16 protein-coding genes are annotated in these 18,002 nt (G+C 68.9%); 6 read left to right on the top strand and 10 right to left on the bottom strand.

Annotated elements, in window-relative coordinates:
• Positions 1 to 53 precede the first annotated feature (53 nt).
• Complete coding sequence (locus E8A74_RS27020; protein ID WP_170229404.1) at positions 54 to 326, bottom strand: phosphopantetheine-binding protein; 273 nt, start codon at positions 324 to 326, stop codon at positions 54 to 56.
• A 176-nt stretch (positions 327 to 502) separates the two neighbouring features.
• Here E8A74_RS27020 and E8A74_RS27025 point away from each other — a divergent pair, with 176 nt between their 5' ends.
• Together E8A74_RS27025 and E8A74_RS27030 are read left to right on the top strand one after the other, a co-directional pair.
• Entirely contained in the window at positions 503 to 1,294 is a 792-nt protein-coding gene (locus E8A74_RS27025) for an enoyl-CoA hydratase/isomerase family protein (RefSeq protein ID WP_136931963.1), read from the top strand.
• A gap of 30 nt (positions 1,295 to 1,324) precedes the next feature.
• Positions 1,325 to 1,732, top strand: a complete 408-nt coding sequence (locus E8A74_RS27030) for an Mpo1-like protein (RefSeq protein WP_136931964.1) — start codon at positions 1,325 to 1,327, stop codon at positions 1,730 to 1,732.
• A gap of 337 nt (positions 1,733 to 2,069) precedes the next feature.
• Here the strand turns inward: E8A74_RS27030 and E8A74_RS27035 are convergent, their stop codons facing one another.
• Positions 2,070 to 2,855 (bottom strand): class I SAM-dependent methyltransferase, encoded by a 786-nt coding sequence (locus E8A74_RS27035; RefSeq protein WP_136931965.1) that lies wholly within the window; start codon positions 2,853 to 2,855, stop codon positions 2,070 to 2,072.
• A gap of 106 nt (positions 2,856 to 2,961) precedes the next feature.
• Positions 2,962 to 3,621, bottom strand: a complete 660-nt coding sequence (locus E8A74_RS27040) for a TetR/AcrR family transcriptional regulator (protein WP_136931966.1) — start codon at positions 3,619 to 3,621, stop codon at positions 2,962 to 2,964.
• Positions 3,622 to 3,717: 96 nt separating this feature from the next.
• Between E8A74_RS27040 and E8A74_RS27045 the strand changes: the two genes are divergently transcribed.
• The 3 genes from E8A74_RS27045 (at position 3,718) to E8A74_RS27055 (ending at position 8,906) form a co-directional block, all read left to right on the top strand.
• Positions 3,718 to 4,941, top strand: coding sequence for an oxygenase MpaB family protein (locus tag E8A74_RS27045; RefSeq protein WP_136931967.1), 1,224 nt, complete (start codon positions 3,718 to 3,720; stop codon positions 4,939 to 4,941).
• Positions 4,942 to 5,223: 282 nt separating this feature from the next.
• Positions 5,224 to 6,153 (top strand): STAS domain-containing protein, encoded by a 930-nt coding sequence (locus E8A74_RS27050; RefSeq protein WP_232379761.1) that lies wholly within the window; start codon positions 5,224 to 5,226, stop codon positions 6,151 to 6,153.
• Complete coding sequence (locus tag E8A74_RS27055; protein WP_136931968.1) at positions 6,153 to 8,906, top strand: beta-propeller fold lactonase family protein; 2,754 nt, start codon at positions 6,153 to 6,155, stop codon at positions 8,904 to 8,906. The genes E8A74_RS27050 and E8A74_RS27055 overlap by 1 nt, the downstream gene beginning before the upstream one ends.
• A gap of 72 nt (positions 8,907 to 8,978) precedes the next feature.
• On the opposite strand, the gene E8A74_RS27060 is transcribed toward E8A74_RS27055, so the two are convergent.
• The 6 genes from E8A74_RS27060 to E8A74_RS27090 form a co-directional block, all read right to left on the bottom strand.
• Entirely contained in the window at positions 8,979 to 9,842 is an 864-nt protein-coding gene (locus tag E8A74_RS27060; RefSeq protein WP_136931969.1) for a tetratricopeptide repeat protein, read from the bottom strand.
• Positions 9,839 to 11,434, bottom strand: a complete 1,596-nt coding sequence (locus E8A74_RS27065) for a serine/threonine-protein kinase (RefSeq protein ID WP_136931970.1) — start codon at positions 11,432 to 11,434, stop codon at positions 9,839 to 9,841. Before E8A74_RS27065 ends, E8A74_RS27060 begins: the two co-directional genes overlap by 4 nt.
• A 223-nt stretch (positions 11,435 to 11,657) precedes the next feature.
• Positions 11,658 to 12,593 carry a hypothetical protein gene (locus E8A74_RS54080; protein ID WP_211365455.1) on the bottom strand — a complete coding sequence of 312 codons (936 nt, stop codon included), beginning with the start codon at positions 12,591 to 12,593 and terminating at the stop codon, positions 11,658 to 11,660.
• 316 nt (positions 12,594 to 12,909) lie between these two features.
• Positions 12,910 to 13,533 carry a hypothetical protein gene (locus tag E8A74_RS27075; protein WP_136931971.1) on the bottom strand — a complete coding sequence of 208 codons (624 nt, stop codon included), beginning with the start codon at positions 13,531 to 13,533 and terminating at the stop codon, positions 12,910 to 12,912.
• Between the two features lie 272 nt (positions 13,534 to 13,805).
• Positions 13,806 to 14,540 carry a hypothetical protein gene (locus tag E8A74_RS27080; RefSeq protein WP_170229394.1) on the bottom strand — a complete coding sequence of 245 codons (735 nt, stop codon included), beginning with the start codon at positions 14,538 to 14,540 and terminating at the stop codon, positions 13,806 to 13,808.
• A 52-nt stretch (positions 14,541 to 14,592) separates the two neighbouring features.
• A complete protein-coding gene (locus tag E8A74_RS27090; protein WP_232379762.1) occupies positions 14,593 to 16,167 on the bottom strand; it encodes a peptidase MATCAP family protein in 1,575 nt (524 codons plus the stop codon).
• Positions 16,168 to 16,314: 147 nt separating this feature from the next.
• Between E8A74_RS27090 and E8A74_RS27095 the strand changes: the two genes are divergently transcribed.
• A complete protein-coding gene (locus E8A74_RS27095; RefSeq protein WP_136931973.1) occupies positions 16,315 to 17,328 on the top strand; it encodes an AAA family ATPase in 1,014 nt (337 codons plus the stop codon).
• Here the strand turns inward: E8A74_RS27095 and E8A74_RS27100 are convergent.
• The gene (locus tag E8A74_RS27100; RefSeq protein ID WP_136931974.1) at positions 17,325 to 17,879 is read right to left on the bottom strand and encodes a SixA phosphatase family protein; all 555 of its coding nucleotides are present in this window, start codon (positions 17,877 to 17,879) and stop codon (positions 17,325 to 17,327) included. The genes E8A74_RS27095 and E8A74_RS27100 overlap by 4 nt on opposite strands.
• Positions 17,880 to 18,002 lie beyond the last annotated feature (123 nt).

An 18,002-nucleotide genomic window follows, 5' to 3' on the forward strand; every position in this document is an offset into this window, starting at 1 on the left:
CGTCACGGCGCCGCCCGGCGCGTTCGGCCGGGCGACAAAGGAAAACGTCCTCGTCAGGCCGCGGCCTTCGCGCGCACGATGTGGTCGGCGAGCGCGTTGACCGAGGCGAAGATGCTGCGGGCCTCGTCCCCCTCCGGGACACGCACGCCGAATTTTTCTTCCACGGACATGGCGAGCTGAAGTGCGTCGAGCGAGTCGAGCCCGAGCCCGCGCCCCTCGCCGAAGAGCGGCGCCGCGTCGTCGATGTCCGACGGCGCTTTTCCTTCGAGGTTCAGCTCGGTGACCATGAGTTCCTTGAGCTTCTGCCGCACGTCCGCAGGATCCATGGGGTTCAACGCGTCCCAGGTAGCACGAAACCGTGCCCCGTTTGAAGGTGGTTCGCGCCGCCGCGCCCCGAGGCCGGCGTCGCGGAAGGTAAGGAGAACACGCGCGCATCGCGAGCGTGCCCGCCGTGGCGCAGGCGGTGGATCCCGTCGCGCCGCCACGGTAAATGGGGCGCGCCATGGCTCTTGTCGAGTGCGAAACAAGATCTCGCGTCGCCGTCCTCACGCTGAACGACCCGCCGGTGAACGGCTACACGCACGAGATGATGAAGGAGCTCGACGCGGCGATCCTCGCTTGCCGCTTCGATGACGCGGTGCAGGCGCTCGTCGTGACGGGTCACGGCGAGAAGTTCTTCTGCGCCGGCGCCAACATCAACATGCTGAAGACCGCGGCGCCGAGCTTCAAATACCAGTTCTGCCTGCACGCGAACGAGACGCTCCTGCGCCTCGAGCACACGCCGAAGCTCGTGATCGCCGCGCTGAACGGCCACACCGTGGGCGGCGGTCTGGAGATCGCGCTCGCCTGTGATCTGCGCGTGGCGCGGCGCGGCGCCGGGAAGGTGGGCCTGCCCGAGGTCGCGCTCGGCGTCTTGCCGGGCACGGGCGGCACGCAGCGGCTCGCGCGGCTCGTCGGAAAACCGCGCGCCATCAAGCTCATGTGCGAGGGCACGACGTTCGACTTCGACACGGCGCTCGCCTACGGCCTCGTCGACGAGGTCTGGCAGACGGAGACCCACGCCGCGTTCCTCGACCGCGCGATCGCATATGCCCAGGGCTTCACGACCCCGGGCCGCGCAGCCCTGGCCGTCGGACGCATCAAGCGCGCCGTGCAGACCGGTATGGAAATGGGCCTGGAGCAGGGTCTCGCCTTCGAGCGGGAGCTCCAGGCCGAGCTCTTCGCCTCCGAGGACGCCCGCGAGGGCATCGCGGCCTACGTCGAGAAACGCAAGGCGTCGTTCCAGGGCAAGTGAACCGCGGCCGGGCGTGGTAGAACGTCAGGCATGTCGACGAAGGACATCGAGAGCTTCGAGGAGTTCTGGCCGTTTTACGTGCGCGAGCACAGCCTCAAGGCGACGCGCCTCTTCCACTTCGCCGGGACGACCGCGGCGGGGCTGACGGCCCTCGCGGCGATCGCGCTGCGCCGCCCGGCGCTCGTCCCGATCGCGCTCGTGGCCGGCTACGGGCCCGCGTGGTTCTCCCACTTCTTCATCGAGAAGAACAAGCCCGCGAGCTTCAAGTACCCGCTCTGGTCCTTCGCGGCCGACTGGGTGATGTGGAGCAAGATCCTCAAGGGCACGATGGACGCCGAGGTCGAGCGCGTCATGTCGAGCAACGGCAAAGGCCACGACGAGGACGAGGCCACGGCCGGCTACACGCACTACCAGGCCGGCACGAACGGGGTGAACTGAAGGACCCCGTCGACCGCAGGGATATCCATCCCTCGCACGTCGACAAGGACGCGAACCGAGCCGCCGGAGAGGCCTGGCCGCCTCGCCAGGTCACAAACCTCCGCGGGATCGCCGACGCGTCAGCCCACCAGCACACGCAGGGAGCCGGGATCCCGTTCGGGTGCATGGACCAGGACGCACGAGGCGTCGGGATCCTGCGCTGGTGGGTTGAACAGCACGCGTGGGGAGGTCCGCTCGCGACCTTGTGAGCTCGCCAGGGTGCGGCGGGAGGAGGGAGCGGGACCTGGTCGCTCGACGAGGACGCGCGCGGAGGTCGGCGCGCGACCTGGTGACCTTCTCAGCGACCGCTTTCCCGCAGCTCACCGGTCTCGCGATCGCACTCCCAATACCGGCCCTTGGCCGTCCCATTCTCGTAAAAGATATCGATGTTGCGGGGCGGGCAGCGCACCGCGAATACATCGGGGTGGACCAGCCGGCGCGGCGTCTCGGGGCTGCCCAGGTGGAGCCGCACCCCTGCCTCCGCGGCCCTCGCCTCGTGGACGAAGAGCAGCAGGTTTTGCTTGTACCACCAATCGACGTCGCTGCGCTCCCACAGGATCGGGCGCAGCACGTCGTAACAACCGAATCCGTGCTCTGCGAATCGCTCCGCCCAATACGCGGGCCATTGCTCGTTCACGTGCGAGATGCCGCCCTGCCCCGGAATCGCCGCCGAGAAAAGGACGACGGGGGCGTGGCGCGCGAGCGAGGCCACGAGCACCGGGGCCGCTTCCGCGGGGAGATGCTCCCCCACCTCGACGGAAATCGCCAAATCGAACGAGCGGCCGAGGGCGAGCGGCTTTTCGAGGTCCGCCACCTGGAAGCGGGCGCGGTCGATTCGAAGCAGATCGAGGTTCGTCCAGGGCCCGTCCACGCCGAGCACCTCCGCGCCGAGCGCGTCCCGCGCGGCGGCCAGCCACGATCCGAGGCCGCAGCCGACATCGAGCACGCTGCGGATCTCCATGCCCTGGCCACGCAAGAGGCCGAAGACCTGCGCCGCGCACGGGCCGCTGCGATCCTCGGCCGCCGCCATGATGTGGTGCAGGCGCTCGTAGCTCGTGCTCCTCGCTCCGTCGGACGTCGGCATCGACGGAGCATGACTGGCAACCCCCGACGGCTCAAGGGCCGTCTCGTCCGCCCCGCCTCCCTCGCATGGCCGCTTGGCGTCCGGGAAGATCAGCTTGACAAACGGGTCACGCGCCCTCGTCGGCGGCGGGGGGCGTCGCCGGCTGCAAAGGGCGGAGCATGCGCATCACGAGCACCGTCAGATCGTCGAGCAAACACGCGCGCGACAGGCCCGCCGGGGGTTCGAGGAGCATCGCGAGGTAGGCGCCGCGGAGCATGTTCGCCATCAGGAAAAAGACCGAAGGGAGCCCGTCGAGCGTGATTTCTTCGCGCCGATGGCTGCCCCCGGCGGCCGCGATGCCGACGAGGCGCGCCGGAAACTCGGTCGCGATCGGCAAGAGGCCCACGAACGGGACGCCCGTCAGGAGCGCGGCCACGAGCGCCCGGCGCGATTCGAGCTCCGCGAACATCGCTTCGAGCCAGATCCGCATCGCCGCTTCGAGCGGAAGGCCATGGAGGGAGGCCATGCTCGCCTCCAGCGCCGCGAGCACCCGGCGCGCTTCACGCTCGACGAGGAGCGCGACCAGCGTCTCGCGGTCGGGGAAATACTCGTAGAGCGTCCCGATGCTCGCGCCGGCCCGCTCCGCGACCCCGTTCGTCGTCAGCCCCTCGTAGCCGCGCTCTTCGAGAATCCGAGCCGTCGCATCCAGGATCGCGTCGAAGGTGGCCCGGGACCGCCCCTGCCGGGGCCACTTCCGCGGCTTCGGATCAAAGACTTTTCCGATCATGCGCGTGCACCGCCGAGGCGAGGGGAGGAATCCGAGCTGATCGACGTTCTTGCTCGGATCATGATCGGGGGCAACCAGGAGACGCAGGAGACCCGCATGGCCGCCCACACAAGCGCCCGCGCCGTTCCGACCCGGTACCAGGACCCTCTCGTGAAGGAGAGCCCGCGCAACGCGCTCTTCCGGAAGGCGTACCGGCTTCCGCCGCCACGCGAGGAGCACATCACGCGCTTCCGCGACACCCTCTTCGACGGTGATCCGCTCGCGGACGAGGTCGTCCGGAGCTTCGCCGAGCTGCCACGCGGCGAGGGGTATCGGCTCCTCGGGCGCGCCGTCGATGAGGGCATCCACAGCCTTCCGGAGGCGCCCGCGGCGCTCGTCGCGCTCTTCGCCGAGCTCGACGCCCGGCCGGCGTGGGTCGACGACGAGAAGCTCGAGCTCGCGGCGCGGACGGCCGATCGCGTGGGGATGAGCGGCGAGCGGGTCCTGAGCTGCATTTGCCTGACCGGCGGCTACCGCTCGTCGGCCGCGAACAAGCCGATCGCGTTCACGGGCGCCCTCGAATCGATGGCGTATCGGCGGCTCGCGGAGACGTCGAAGTTCGTCTTCGATCTGTACGCGTCACGTACGGTGGCGCGCGACTCGGCCGGGTTTCGCGGCGCCGTGATGGTCCGGCTCATGCACGCCATGGTGCGCGTCCGGCTCGCGGACGATCCGCGATGGCAAAACGAGGCGTGGGGCCTGCCGGTGAACCAGGCCGACCTGCTCGCGACGAACCTCCTCTTTTCGGCGGTGTTCGTGATCGGCCTCCGCACCCTCGGCCATATCATCACGCGACGCGAGGCCGACGCGCTCGTGCATTTCTGGCGGTACGTCGGGTATCTCATGGGCGTCCGCCTCGACCTGCTCCCGCGCGATTTCGAGGAGGCGTGCGCGCTCGTCTACCTTTCGGCCGCCACGCAGCCCGGAGGCGACGAGGACAGCCGCAAGCTCGCCGCCGCGCTGCTCGCCGTGCCGGTGGAGCCGGATCGCCCACGGCCGCTCGTCTATGTCGACGCGCAGTGGCGCGCGGGCTTCTCGCGGCTCGTGCTGGGCGACGAAGCGGGCGACGAGCTCGGTTTGCCGAACAACGCGTGGAAATGGCTGGTCCTCGGCAGCGCGGCGTGGAACTTCGCGACCGAAATCGTACGGCTCGTGATCCCCGGCGGCAATGCGCTCCTCACGCGCATCCGCCGGGACCGGGTCCGGCGCAACGTCGAGCGCGCGCTCGAAGGCAAGCCCCCCGCGTACCGGCCGTACCCGCCGCGAAGCGAGGGCCGCTAGAATCACGAGATACGCTTCCGCGGAAGAAGAAAGCCGTGGGCGTCAATCGGCTGTCGCATCGCCTTCCTTACACCGCCCCACAAGACGAAGGATCCTGCCTCGTGCCGCACGGATTCCCTTCCTCGCGGGTGTTGCTCGCGGATACGATACGCGGGTGCATTCCGGCTGTTTGCTGTCCCAACCAATGCGTGCTGGCGGTGCGGCCCTGGAAGGAGGAGAGGCGTGAACGACGAGCCTACCTACGAAGTCTTACGCGCCGAGAACGCAGCCCTGCGCGCGCGGGTGACCGAGCTCGAGCGTGCGCTCGCCGAGCGCGAGGTGCTGGAAAACACCCTCACCGAACACGAGCGGCGCGTTCCCTATCGTAAGATTTTCGATGCCATCCCCGTGGGCCTGGGCGTCTACCGGCGGGATGGGCTGTCGGTCGCGATGAACCGCAATTCCCTCGACGTCATCGGGGGTGTGCGAGACGACATCATCGGGAAATTCAACATCCTGAGCGATCCGGCATCGATATCGATGGGGTTCGTCGCCAATTTCGAGCGGGCGGCCGCCGAGCATACGAACATCACGATGCCGCCGACCTCGTACGATACCGCGGGGTCCACCCTGGCGACCGTCGACGAACGCGTGGTGTGGACCGAGACCACCTACATCCCCATCCAGGGCGACGACGGCACCGAGTACGTGGTCGAATTCAACATCGACGTCACCTCGCAGCAGCGGGCCCAGCGGGCCATCGAGCAGACGCAGCGCGCCGAGGCCGAAAACGTACGCCTCCAGGAGGAGATCATTCGCATGCAGGCCGAGGCCCTGCGCGCCCTGTCGACGCCGCTCATCCCCATCGCCAAGGGCGTGGTGGTCATGCCGCTCATCGGCGTCGTGAATGGCGCGCGCGCGCAGCAGGTCATCGAGACGCTGCTCGAAGGGGTGATGGCGCATCGGGCGGCGGTCGCCATCCTCGACGTGACCGGCGTCCCGGTGGTGGACGCGGATGTCGCCAATGGGCTGATCCAGGCCGCGCAGGCCGTGGCGCTCCTCGGGGCGGAGGTCGTACTCACCGGTATCCGGGCGGAGACCGCGCGCACGCTCGTCGAGCTCGGGACCGATTTGCGCGGGCTCGTCACCCGTAGCACATTGCAGAGTGGCGTCGAGCACGCTCTCCGGCGTAACGCCGGAATCCGCCCCGCGACGCTGGCAAGGAACAGGTGATGACCCGATCTGGATTGCTGCGCAAAGCCCTCGCGATTGCAGGGCTCGCCGTCCCTCTCACCGCCCCCACCCTCGCACACGCGGCCTCGTCGTACACACTCTTCGAAAGTGGTCAAGTGCGCCCCCTCGCACTGTCGACCGATGGCAAACATCTCTTCGCCGTCAATACCCCGGATGGTCGGCTGGAGATCTTCCGCGTCAAAAAGAACGGCCTGTCACACGTCGGCTCGGTGCCCGTGGGGCTCGAGCCCGTCGCCGTCGCGGCGAGAAACGACGACGAGGTATGGGTCGTCAATCATCTCTCGGACAGCATCAGCGTCGTCGACGTGAGCGACCCGGAGCACGGGCGGGTGGTGCGCACGTTGCTCGTGGGGGACGAACCTCGTGATATCGTTTTTGGTGGGCCGAACCGCCGGCGTGCATTCATCACGACGGCCCACCGCGGCCAGAATCGCCCGAGCGACCCGCAGTTCGCCACGCCCGGCGTCGGCCGCGCCGACGTCTGGGTCTTCGACGCGAATGCGCTGGGCGCGCCCCTCGGTGGGACGCCGCTCACCATCGTGACCCTCTTCAGCGACACGCCACGCGCGCTCGCCGTCTCCCCCGACGGCTCCAAGGTGTATGCGGCCGCCTTCCATTCCGGCAACCGCACCACGGTCGTCAGCGATCTGCTGGTCCCCGACGGCGGGGAAGCGGCCGGTGGTGTCGCCGCGCCCAACACGAACTTCGAGGGCCTCCCGCAGCCCGAGAGCAGCATCATCGTCAAGCACAACGGCGCCAACTGGGTCGATTCCATCGGCCGTACGTGGGACGACGAGGTGCGCTTCTCGTTGCCCGACGAGGACGTGTTCGTCATCGACGCCACGGCCCATCCCCCGGCCCAGAAGGCGGGCCCGTCAGGGTTTTACACCGGCGTCGGCACGATCCTGTACAACATGATCGTCAACCCGGTGAACGGGAAGGTCTACGTCACCAACACCGACGCGCAGAACGACAAGCGGTTCGAGGGCCCGGGGATCTTCGCGGGCGAGACGCTGCGGGGGCACCTGCACGAGAGCCGAATCACGGTGCTGGGCGCGGGCAGCGTGGCCCCGCGGCACATCAACAAGCACATCGATTACGCGAGCTGCTGCGCGCCCTTGCCCAATACGGAGAACGAGCGGAGCCTCGCGCTGCCGCAGGGCATGGCCATCACCAGCAACGGCGCGACGCTCTACGTGGCCGCCCTGGGCTCGAACAAGATCGGCATTTTCAATACGGCAGCCCTGGAGAACGACACGTTCGTGCCCTCGGCGACGAACCATATCCCCGTCTCGGGCGGGGGGCCCACGGGGATCGTGCTCGATCAAGCGCGCGGCCGCCTCTATGCGCTGACGAGCTTCGACAACGCCATTTCCATCATCGATACTGCGACGCGCGTCGAGACGGCCCACGTGCCGATGCACAACCCCGAGCCGCCCAGCATCACGCACGGCCGGAAGTTCCTCTACGACGCGAAATTCTCGTCCAGCCACGGCGACTCGTCCTGCGCGAGTTGCCACGTGTTCGGCGATTTCGACAGCCTGGCCTGGGACCTCGGCAATCCGGACGCGGTCACGATCCCCAATCCGGGGCCCTTCCTGGTCGAGGATCCCGGCACCCCCGACTATCGCCCGATGAAGGGCCCCATGACCACCCAGAGCCTGCGCGGCATGGCAAACCATGGACCGATGCACTGGCGCGGCGACCGCACCGGCGGCAACGACGCGCCGTCCGTCCAGCCGGACAGCGGGATCTTCGACGAGGTCGCGGCTTTCAAGAAATTCAACCCCGCCTTCGTGGAGCTCCTGGGGCGCCACACCGAGCTCTCCGAGCCGGACATGGACGCATTCACCGATTTCGTCCTGCGCATCACCTATCCGCCGAACCCGATCCGCAACCTCGACAACTCCCTCACGCCGGACCAGCAAGCGGGGAAAGCATTCTTCACCGGCCCCATGTCCGACGTCACGCATAGCTGCGAGGGATGCCATACCCTCGATACCACCGGCAACCCGGAGAGCGAGGCGCCGGGTTTCTTCGGCACGATGGGCCTGAGCACCTTCGAGGGGACGCCCCAAACGATGAAGGTCCCCCATTTCCGCAACCTCTACCAGAAGGTCGGGATGTTCGGCATGGCCGAGGCGCCGGGGATCGAGCCGGGCGACAATGGCTTCATGGGCGATCAGGTGCGCGGCTTCGGCTTTCTGCACGATGGCATGATCGATACGATCTTCCGATTCATGCATTTCGGCTTCGGAGAGAGCGAATTCAACCCCGAGGGATTCCCGGTCGGCCCGAGCGGCCAGCTCTTGCGGCGGCAGGTCGAGTCGTTCCTCCTCGCGTTCGACTCCAACATGGCGCCGATCGTCGGGCAGCAGGCGACCTTGACCCAAACGAGCAACGCGGCCGTCCACGCCCGCCTCAATCTGCTGCGCAGCCGCGCCGAGGCCGGGGAATGTGATCTCGTCGTGAAGGGGCACCTGCTCGGCAGCGAGCTCGGCTACCTCTACGCGGGCGGCGGCCTGTTCACGAGCAATCGCGCGGGCTCTCCCCCGATCGCGGACGCCACGCTCCGCCTCGTGTCCCTCCTGCTCAACTTGCCGCTGACCTATACCTGCACGCCGCCCGGCTCAGGCGAGCGCCTGGGCCTCGACCGCGACGAGGACGGGTTCCGCGACGGCGACGAGCACGACGCCGGGAGTGATCCGGCGGATCCCAACAGCACGCCGTAAATCGCTTGACAAGCGCCGAGCGATCGCACGCATCGCTCGGCGCCTGCGTCGTACGCGCCCGGCACGCGTCCGCTAGAACGACCCGCCCGCCACGATCCCGCCGCCGCCCGGCAAGAACCACGGCACGACGGCGGTCTTCGTCTCCTCCGCGCCCTTCTTCCCGCCGCTCTGCGTCACCACGAGCACGACGCCCACCGCCGCGGCCACGCCGCCGCCGATCAGCATGATGTCGCCCACGGTCGCGAACGTGTTCGACGTCTCGATGTCGTCCTTCGCCGACGATCGGCAGAGCTGCCGTCCATCCGCCGTCGTTCCGCAGACCGACGCCGCATCCGGCCTGCGCGTCGCGGCCAGGATGTCGAGCACGCCGCCGCCGAGCGCCACGGCCCCGCCCGCCGCCGCGAGGATCACGCCGGGCATGAAGAGCTTGCTGCCCTCGCGCTTCGCTCGCTCGTCGGCGTCGCGCTTGTCCTTCGCGTCCTTCTCGGCTTTCTCCTTCGCGGCCTGCTCCGCCTTCTCCTTCGCGATGCGCTCGTCGAGCTTCGCGAGCCGCGCGTCGAGATCCGCGTGCTCCTCCGGCGGCGCCGCTTCCCGCCAGCGACCCAGGTACTCGCGCGCCTTCTCGGCCTTGCCGAGCCGCTCGTAGGCGTTCGCGATGCTCTCGAGGATCAGCTCTCGTTGCGAGAGCTCGTAGGACATCTCCCACACCTCGATCGCCTTCTCGTAGTCGCCCTTCGTGTAGAGCTCCTCGCCCTGCTGGAACAGGCGCTTGGCCTCGACGAGCTTCGGATCGTTCTTGTTCGGCGGCTTCTTCTTCGTCGCAGGCGCAGACGTGGACGTGGACTTCTTCGCCTGGGCCGAGGCCAGGGGGCTCGTGACGAGGAAGGACAAACCGAGGAGCGACGCCGCGACGAGCGGCATGGAGCGACGGATCATTCGAAGGGACTCCGGATCTCCGACCTGCGGCCCGTTTTGCTGGTGGTCGTGGGCGGCGGCGCTGCGGTACGAACGGGCCCCGGCGACGTCCCGCGCGCGGACGTCTGCGTGGCCGCGGGGGTCGCCGTCGGCGTCGACGTCGTCGGCGTTGCGGCCGACGTCGCGGGCGTCGTCGTGGGCTCGGGCGGCGCCGTCGCGGCGAGCGCCTGCGGCGGAGACGTCGGGCTCGCGCTCGCGCTCGGGGCGGGCGCCTCTGCGCTCGATGCGCTCGCGTTCTGCTGCGAGCTTCCGCCTCCGCGCATCACGGCGAACGCGAGCACCGCGCCGATCCCGCCCATCGCGAGCGCCGCGACGCCGAGCGACACGACCACGGCCGCGCTGCGCTTCGGCGGCGCCTTGTGCGCCCCGGTCGCGGACGTGACGAACCCGCGCTGCGTCGCGCCGCTCTCCATCATCGGCGGAGGCGCCTGGCTCGGCGTCGCCGCCGGCATCGGCATCGGCACGCTGCTCGTCGAGATCCGCGCGAAGTTCCCCGTCGCGTAGGGCGCCGGTGCGTTGCCTGCGGGGTTCGGGGGCGCAGCTCCGCTCGTCGGAGCGAAGCCCCCGATGTCATGCCTCGGCACGGGCCAGCCCTGCCCCGACGACTTCATCGCGAGCGCGCGCAGATCCCGCGACACCTCGGCCATGCTTTGCGGCCGCTCCTCGGGCCGCTTCGCCATGCAGCGCAGGATCACGCCTTCGAGCAGCCCATCCATCGCGCAGAACCGGCTCGGCGGCTCCGGCGCTTCCATCGCGTGCCGCGTGATCACGCCGATCGTCGACTCCGCGGTGAACGGCAGCCTCCCCGTGAAGGCGCGGTACATCATCACGCCGAGCGAGTACACGTCGGCGCGGTGATCCACGCTCTCGCTGCGCGCCTGCTCCGGCGCCATGTAGTGTGGTGTGCCGAGGATCATCCCCTCCTCGGTCAGCTCCGACGAACCGCTGTGCAGGATCTTCGCGATCCCGAAATCGAGCAGCTTCACGAAGAGCGGATCGCCGTTTTCCTGCACGAGGAACACGTTGTCCGGCTTCAGATCGCGGTGGACGATCCCTTGCGCGTGCACGAGCCCGAGCGTGTCGGCGATCTGGATGAACACGTGCAGGAGCTGCGCGGGACCGAGCCTCGACTCGCGCATCGCCCGCGCGAGATCGAAGCCTTCGAGCAGCTCCATCACCACGTAAAACGGGCCGCCTTCGAGCTGGCCGAAGTCCGTCGTCTCGATGATGTGCCGGCTCTTCAGCGCGTTCGCGGTCTGCGCCTCGCGGATGAAGCGCGCGAGCACGCCATCGTTTTGCCCGCTGCGCGGCGGGCGCAGCACCTTCATCGCGAACGCCTTGCCGACGACGACGTGCCGGCAGGCGTAGATCGTGCCCATGCCGCCGTGCCCGAGCACGCGCTCGATGCGGTAGCGCCCGTCGACGAGCTGCCCGACGAGCTGCTCGGCCCGGAGCGCCGCCGTCTTGTCCAGGCTGACGAGCTTGATCCCGTCATCCTGACAATGCGAGCGCGCATCGGGGTACTCGCGCGAGCACGCGGGGCAGATCCTCACGGCGAGGATGATGCCACCGGGGCGGATGGGAGCGGAAGGGGAAAGGGAGGAAGGGCGGGCGGAGGCGGAGAGGACGGCGGACGCGCCGTCGGGACGGAAGCCGCCGCCCGCGGCGCCGAGGGCGGGCGGGGAATCGAAACAACGATGAAATGAAGCGGGCCCGGTGGGCCTCCGAGGAGACCGACCGGGCCCATGGATTCACGTCACGAAGCCGTTCCGCCGATCACCACCAGTAGCGGCGATGATGCCGGTAGTACGGGTAGCCGCCGTAATACGGGTAGCCGCCGTAGTAAGGGTAGTTGTAGTAGGGGTAGCCGCCGTAGTAAGGGTAGTTGTAGTACGGGCGATAGCCGTAACCGTAATACGGGTAGCGGTAGCCATACCGACCGTACCCGCCGTACCAGCCGCGACGCCACGGCTGCGCCGTGAGCGATTCCTGCGATTCACCCGTCGATTCCTCGGCCTGGCCGACTTCTTCTCCACTCGTGGCCGCCTGGCCTTCGATCTGCCCCTCGTGGCCGGCCACCTGGCCCTCGATCCTCTCCGCGCCCGCGACCTGGCCGCCTTCCTCGGCGAGCTGACCGCTCTCCCCAGCGAGCTGACCGCTCTCCCCAGCGAGCTGACCGCTCTCCCCGGCGAGCTGACCGCTCTCCCCGGCGAGCTGACCGCTCTCCCCGGCGAGCTGACCACTTTCCTCTTGCTGGCCGAGCGCCGGCTGCCCGCCAGCCCTCTCCTCTGCCGCGATCGGTGCGCTCTTGCTGAGATGGTGCTTGCCGAGCCCCTGCACGAAGCCCTTGCCGAGCCCCTTCTCCGTGCCCTTGCTGAGGCCCTTTTCCATGATGGCCTTGCCGAGCCCCTGCTCGAATCCCTTCCCCTTCTCCATGCCCTTGCCGAGGCCCTTGCCGAGCATGCCGCCCGCGATCTCCCCCGCGACCTGACCGCCCAGGGACACGTTCTCGCCGAGCTGGCCGTCCTGGCTCCCCGAGGCATCCGTCGAGGCGCCCATGCGCCCCTTGGTGAAGCCGGCACTCTTGTGCACGTTATCGAGAGCGCTCTCCGTCTCCTCGTCGATATCCCCGACCTCCGCAGCGCAACCCGCGAGCCAAATGCCCGCGGACGCGGAAAGGATCAATGCCACGATTTTCGACGTGTTCTTCATACCAACCTCCCCCTGTTCCCACTTCGCTGCGGCCATTCCCTGCGTGAGGGGCGCGAGCGGTTCGCTCTCCTCGGAGGGTCCGGCCACAAGCGAATTCATTTGGCCGGGACAGCCCGACGTCGAGGGTAGGCGCGGGTGAAACGCCCGCGGGGACGATCGGCACGCGGGTCCAAAGGAGCTCATGTCCGGAGCAGGATGGCTCGATCGGAAGTCGTGGAGCGTGGAAATGGAAACAGACCCGAACGACCTCCTCCGTGGAGGCCGCTCAGGCCCGTAAGTTCAATTCACGCGTTCCTTCCGTTGATGTCTGGAGCGATCACCAGAAGGCGCCGCCCAAACCGCAGCCGCCGGCGAAGCCGCCCCAGATCCCGTAGCCGCCGCAGGGGCGATAGCAGCCGCCGCCGAAGAAGCCGGGAGCGTATCCTCGCCAGCCGTACCCGAACCCGGCGAATCCAATGCCAGCCCCGCACCAGCTCGAGAGCGCTTCCTGCGACTCCGACGTATCACCCTCCTCGACCTGGCCGGCGACATCCTGACCCGCCGACTCCTCGTGCACGAGCGCCGTCTCCGAGAGCTGCCCCTCGATACCGGCGCGCTGCCCCTCTTCGACCCTCTCCTCGCGCGCAGCCTGGCCGCCTTCCAGGCTTCCGCCGAACGCCGGCTGCTCGATTTGCGTCCCGCCTGCCACGACCCGCGCGGCCTTGCCGAGCATCCTGCCCTCGAATTGGCTGTCCTGCCCGAGCATTCCCTTTCCCTTCGAGATCGCCGGGAACTCCGCCTGACCGCCGAGATGCCCCTTGGTGATCGCGCCCTTCTCCAGGTTGGCCGCCGCGTCGTCCGTATCCTCGCTGAGATCCCCGTACTCGGCCGCGCAGCCCGTCATCCACACGCAGGCCGACGCCGACAGAATCAACGCAACGAGCTTCGACGTGTTCTTCATACGAATCTCCCCCCTGTTTCCATTCGACGAGGTCTTTCCTCCGTGGGCTGAAAAGCAGTGATGTGCTCGCTTGCCGCGAAGGTCCGACCACGAGCCATTTCATTCGGCCCGGTCGTCAGAACGTCGAGCGGTCCGGCGATGGAACACGCCCCGAGCATGCGGCGACTTGCAGGAGAAATCCTAGGGGCGAACCCCCTACGGGCCCTGCCGAGGCCCCTACGCGCCACGCGGGTCCCGTTTTCAGGGCCGCGCAGCGCAACGCGGAGAGAAGCTCAGAATACCTGGTTCGAGAAGCGGAAGAGCAGCATCTTCGGCGCGGCGCCCTCCGGATCGAGCACGATGACCCCATCCTGGGCCGCGCTGTTCCGGTGCACCTTGTGCGCGCTCGCCCCGCCCGAGCTGTGGGCATAGACGCTGATCTTCTCGCCGAGCGGGATCACGTCGGCGATCATGTCCGATAACGTGGGCAGGTCATACGGCGTGAATGCCTCCGCCTGCACCCCGAGGTCGTTCACGTAATCGAGGGAGAGCCCGGGATGCCAGCCTTCCTCCCACACCGGCCCGGGCAACACGTGCGACGTCTCGAGGTACCGCACGTTGGGATCCCCGAAGCTCGATTCCACGTTCACCACCATCCGATAGGCCTTGCCGTCCATGACCACCTGCACGACCACGTGATCGTCGTTCGGCATCGCGCATTGCGTATCGGTCGGCTTCACGATGGCGAGCACCGTGCCATCGGCGCGCCCGAACGCGCTCGTGAGCGCGTCGCCGAACGTGTCGGCGCAATCTTTCGCCTTGTCCACGGTCCCGCCGCCGGAACCTCCGGCGCCGCCCATCCCGCCGCCGCCGTCGCCCCCGCTGCCGCCGGCGCCGCCCGTGCCTGTGCTCGTGCTCGACGCGCTCGCCCCGGCCGTGCCGCCCGTCCCGCCGCCTTCTCCACACCCGCCGAGCGCGACGCCGAGAAGCGCCACGCTCACCCCATACCGCATCGTCCGCGATCCCATGTCCTGTCCTTTTTCAATTGACAGGGCCGCGGCTTTATGCGGTGCGCTCTTGCTAGAGCGCCATCACCTTGCTGTAGTGCTCGGCGATCGCCGTGGCCCCGAGCCGTGAGAAGAAGGACGAGTAACACATCCAGATCGCGAGCCCGTTCATGTCGTCGAAGAGCGGCGGCAGGTACGGCGGAGGCTTCACGATCCCGTCGGTGACGTGCGCGTAGAGCACCGGCACGTCCTCGTGCGCCACTTTCCCCACGAACAAGAACGGGATCAGCGCGGCCTTGTCCTGCTGGATCGCGGCCCGCATGAACGCGTAGTTGAGGACGATCCCCTTGCAGTAACAGGCGTCCTTCGTGAACGGCCCGCCGCCTTCGAGCAGCCCGCCGCGGAAGACCCGGCGCGCGTTCTGGAAGCACTCGTCTTCCTCGTAGCCCTCGGTCCGGTACCACTCGAACACGTCGAGGAAACTCGCGCCGTCCTCGGCCTTGTCCACCGCGAGGATCCGATCGTTCAGCTTCTTCGCGCGTCGCGGCGACGACCGGAACGTGAAGATCTCGACGAGCGCCGCGAGCCCCTCCTGCACCGCCGTCGTGCGCGGCGGCCCCTTGCCGAGCCAGCGCGCCACGGGCTGCGCCTGCCCGTTCAGGTTCGTCGCCACGTGCACCCAGCCCTCGTGCGCCTCGAGGATGTCGATGTCCCGCGTCGAGAACGTCGCCCCGCTCCGGATCTTCACGTAGTCGCTGCCCGCCGCCGCGTCCGCGAGGATCGAGTCGTCCACCTGCACGCGGATCGCCGCGCTCCCGAAGAACCGATCGAAGCGCGCGTTCAGCTCCATCGCCGCCATCTCGGCCGTGATCTCGCGCCGCTCCGGCGGACCGAGCTTCTCGCCGCCGATCGCCGTGAGCACGTCGTAGAGCACGATCCCCATGTCGCGCACGCTCGTCTGACCGTCGGGCAGCTTGTCCTTCGGCGACCCGTAGAGCACCCGCGACATCTTGTAAAAATCCCGCTTCCCGCGCGCCTTGAGCATCCGCACGACGTCGCGGTACTCCGCCGCCGTGTGCCGCAGGATATTTCCGAGCCGATCGTTCTTCCCAAGCTCGCGCTCCGCGTCGCGCAGGATCTCCTCGAGCTCGGCGATCTTCACGTCCGCGTCGAAGCCCAGGTCCGTCGCGTACGTCACCTTCGGCAGATCCCGCTGCTTGCCGCGGAGAAACTGCTCCTCCACCGCCGACTCCCAGCGCAGCGCCTGCAAGATCCGGATCGGCCGCTGCGCCTCCAGCACGCGCTGCGAGAGCTTCGCCAGGATCTCCTTGTACGAGCGCCAGGGCCCTGCCGCGGGCGGCGGCGGCACCGAGGGGATCGGATCGTCGCGCAGGCTCAGCGACTCGAGCGGCGCCGTCGCCGCGTGGTCCGCGACCTGCGCTTTCGCCGCGCCGTTCCCGTTCCCGTTCCGTTTCCCCGGGTTCGAGGGCCGCTCCGGCGGACGCTCTCGCTCTTTCGAGGGCTCCTCGGCTGCGTCCCGGGCCTCCCGCGCCTCCTCCGCCTCCGCGGGGACGAGGGGCGGCGGCGGCACGGCGAACGCGGCGACCTCCCGCGTGTCTTTTTCGCGAGGCTCCTGCTTCGGGGGCATCGAGGTGATTGTCACACAGTTGGGCCCGGACGGATCATGGGAAGTTCCGGAAGCCTTGCTCGGGCACGACGCCCGCGGTACGAGGCCAGCCGCGTACACCGCTTCGGGGGCTCCACTCCGCGAGCGGAGCTGCGCCCCCGAACCCCCATGTCCACCGATACGACGACCGACACCGGCGAGGCCGAACTCTCCGACGCCGAGCTGCTCGAAAAGACCGAGGCCGCCGCCAAGCGCCTCCGCACCGCCGTGGCCCAGGCCGTCGTCGGCCAGGACGCGGTCGTCGAATCCATGCTCGTCACGCTGGCTGCGCGGGGCCATGCCCTGCTCGTCGGCGTCCCGGGCCTCGCCAAGACCCTGCTCGTGGCCTCCTTGGCCCGCGCCCTCGACCTCTCGTTCGGCCGCGTCCAGTTCACGCCGGACCTCTTGCCGGCCGACATCACCGGCACCGACGTCCTCCACGAGCAACACGGCAGCCGCACGCTGCGCTTCATGCCCGGCCCGATCTTCCACAATCTGATCCTGGCCGACGAAATCAACCGCACGCCCCCGAAGACCCAGGCGGCGCTCCTCGAAGCGATGCAGGAGCGCAAGGTCACGGTCGGCGCCGCGACGCACCCGCTCCCGGATCCCTTCCAGGTGTTCGCGACCCGCAATCCGATCGAGCAGGAGGGCACCTACCCCCTGCCCGAGGCCCAGCTCGACCGCTTCCTCCTGGAAATCCACGTCGATTACCCGAGCGAAGAAGAGGAGCGCGAGGTCGCGCGCCGCACCACGAGCGGCAAGGCTCCGCAGATCGAGCCCGTCCTCCATGCCGCCGACGTGCGCGCGATTGGCAAGCTCGTGCCGCGCATCCCCGTCACGGACGAGGCCGTCTCCCTGGCCGTCTCGCTCTGCCGGGCCACGCGCCCCACGGCGGGCAAGGTCGTCCGCGAGGTCAAGGAGTACGTACGGTACGGCGCCGGCCCGCGCGGCAGCCAGGCCCTCGTCCTCGCCGCGAAGGCCCGCGCTGCCCTCCGCGGCGAGGCCGCCGCCGACGTCGACGACGTGCGCGCCATGCTCGTGCCCGCGCTCCGCCACCGCATCGTCCTCTCCTACCGCGCCGAGGCCGACGGCGTGCGCGACGTCGACGTCCTCGAAGCGGCGGCGAAGAGCGTGCGTTAGGCCGACGCCTGCTGCGGCGGCGCCGCGTCTTCCTGCGAGAACACGTCGAGCGAGCGCACGAGCTCCATCCCCTTCGGCTGGAGCAAAAAGCGGAAGCTCGCCTCCCGCCGCCCCTGCTCCCCCTCGGCGGGCGTCAGACGGATCGCCGCGACTCCGCTCTTCTTGATCCCGGGCCAGGCCACGTCGCCGAGCAGGTTCCGGGCGAGCATCGACAACCCCGGCTCGTGGCCCACGAGCGCGAGCGGCCCGCGCCCGCGATGGGCCTCGATGAGCCGCACGAGGTCCGCGAGATCCCCGCTCGGCGCGAGCTCCGGCCGCACGAGGACTTCCTCTTCCAGCCCGAGCTCTGCCGCGAGGATTTCCGCCGTTTGCACCGAGCGCACCAGGCTCGAGGTCCAGATCGCCGTGGGCCTGCGCGACGACCGTTCGTCGAGCCAGCGCGCGACCTTTCGCGACACCCGACGGCCTTTCGCCGTAAGCCACCTGCCTGCGTCACCGAGCCCGGGAGCGTTCTCCACGGCCTCGCCGTGTCGGAATAGAAGGAGATCCATGGCGCGCGATCTCTACCTCGCGCCGCGCGCCCCTGCACCCGTCTCGTTGACCGAGGGGGGTTCGGGAACGGCCGTCAGGGGCTCCGGGGGAGCGCGCGGAAGGATGTCCTGAGCAACGCGCCT

This window comes from Polyangium fumosum, assembly GCF_005144585.1.
In the GTDB taxonomy this organism is placed as follows: domain Bacteria; phylum Myxococcota_A; class Polyangia; order Polyangiales; family Polyangiaceae; genus Polyangium; species Polyangium fumosum.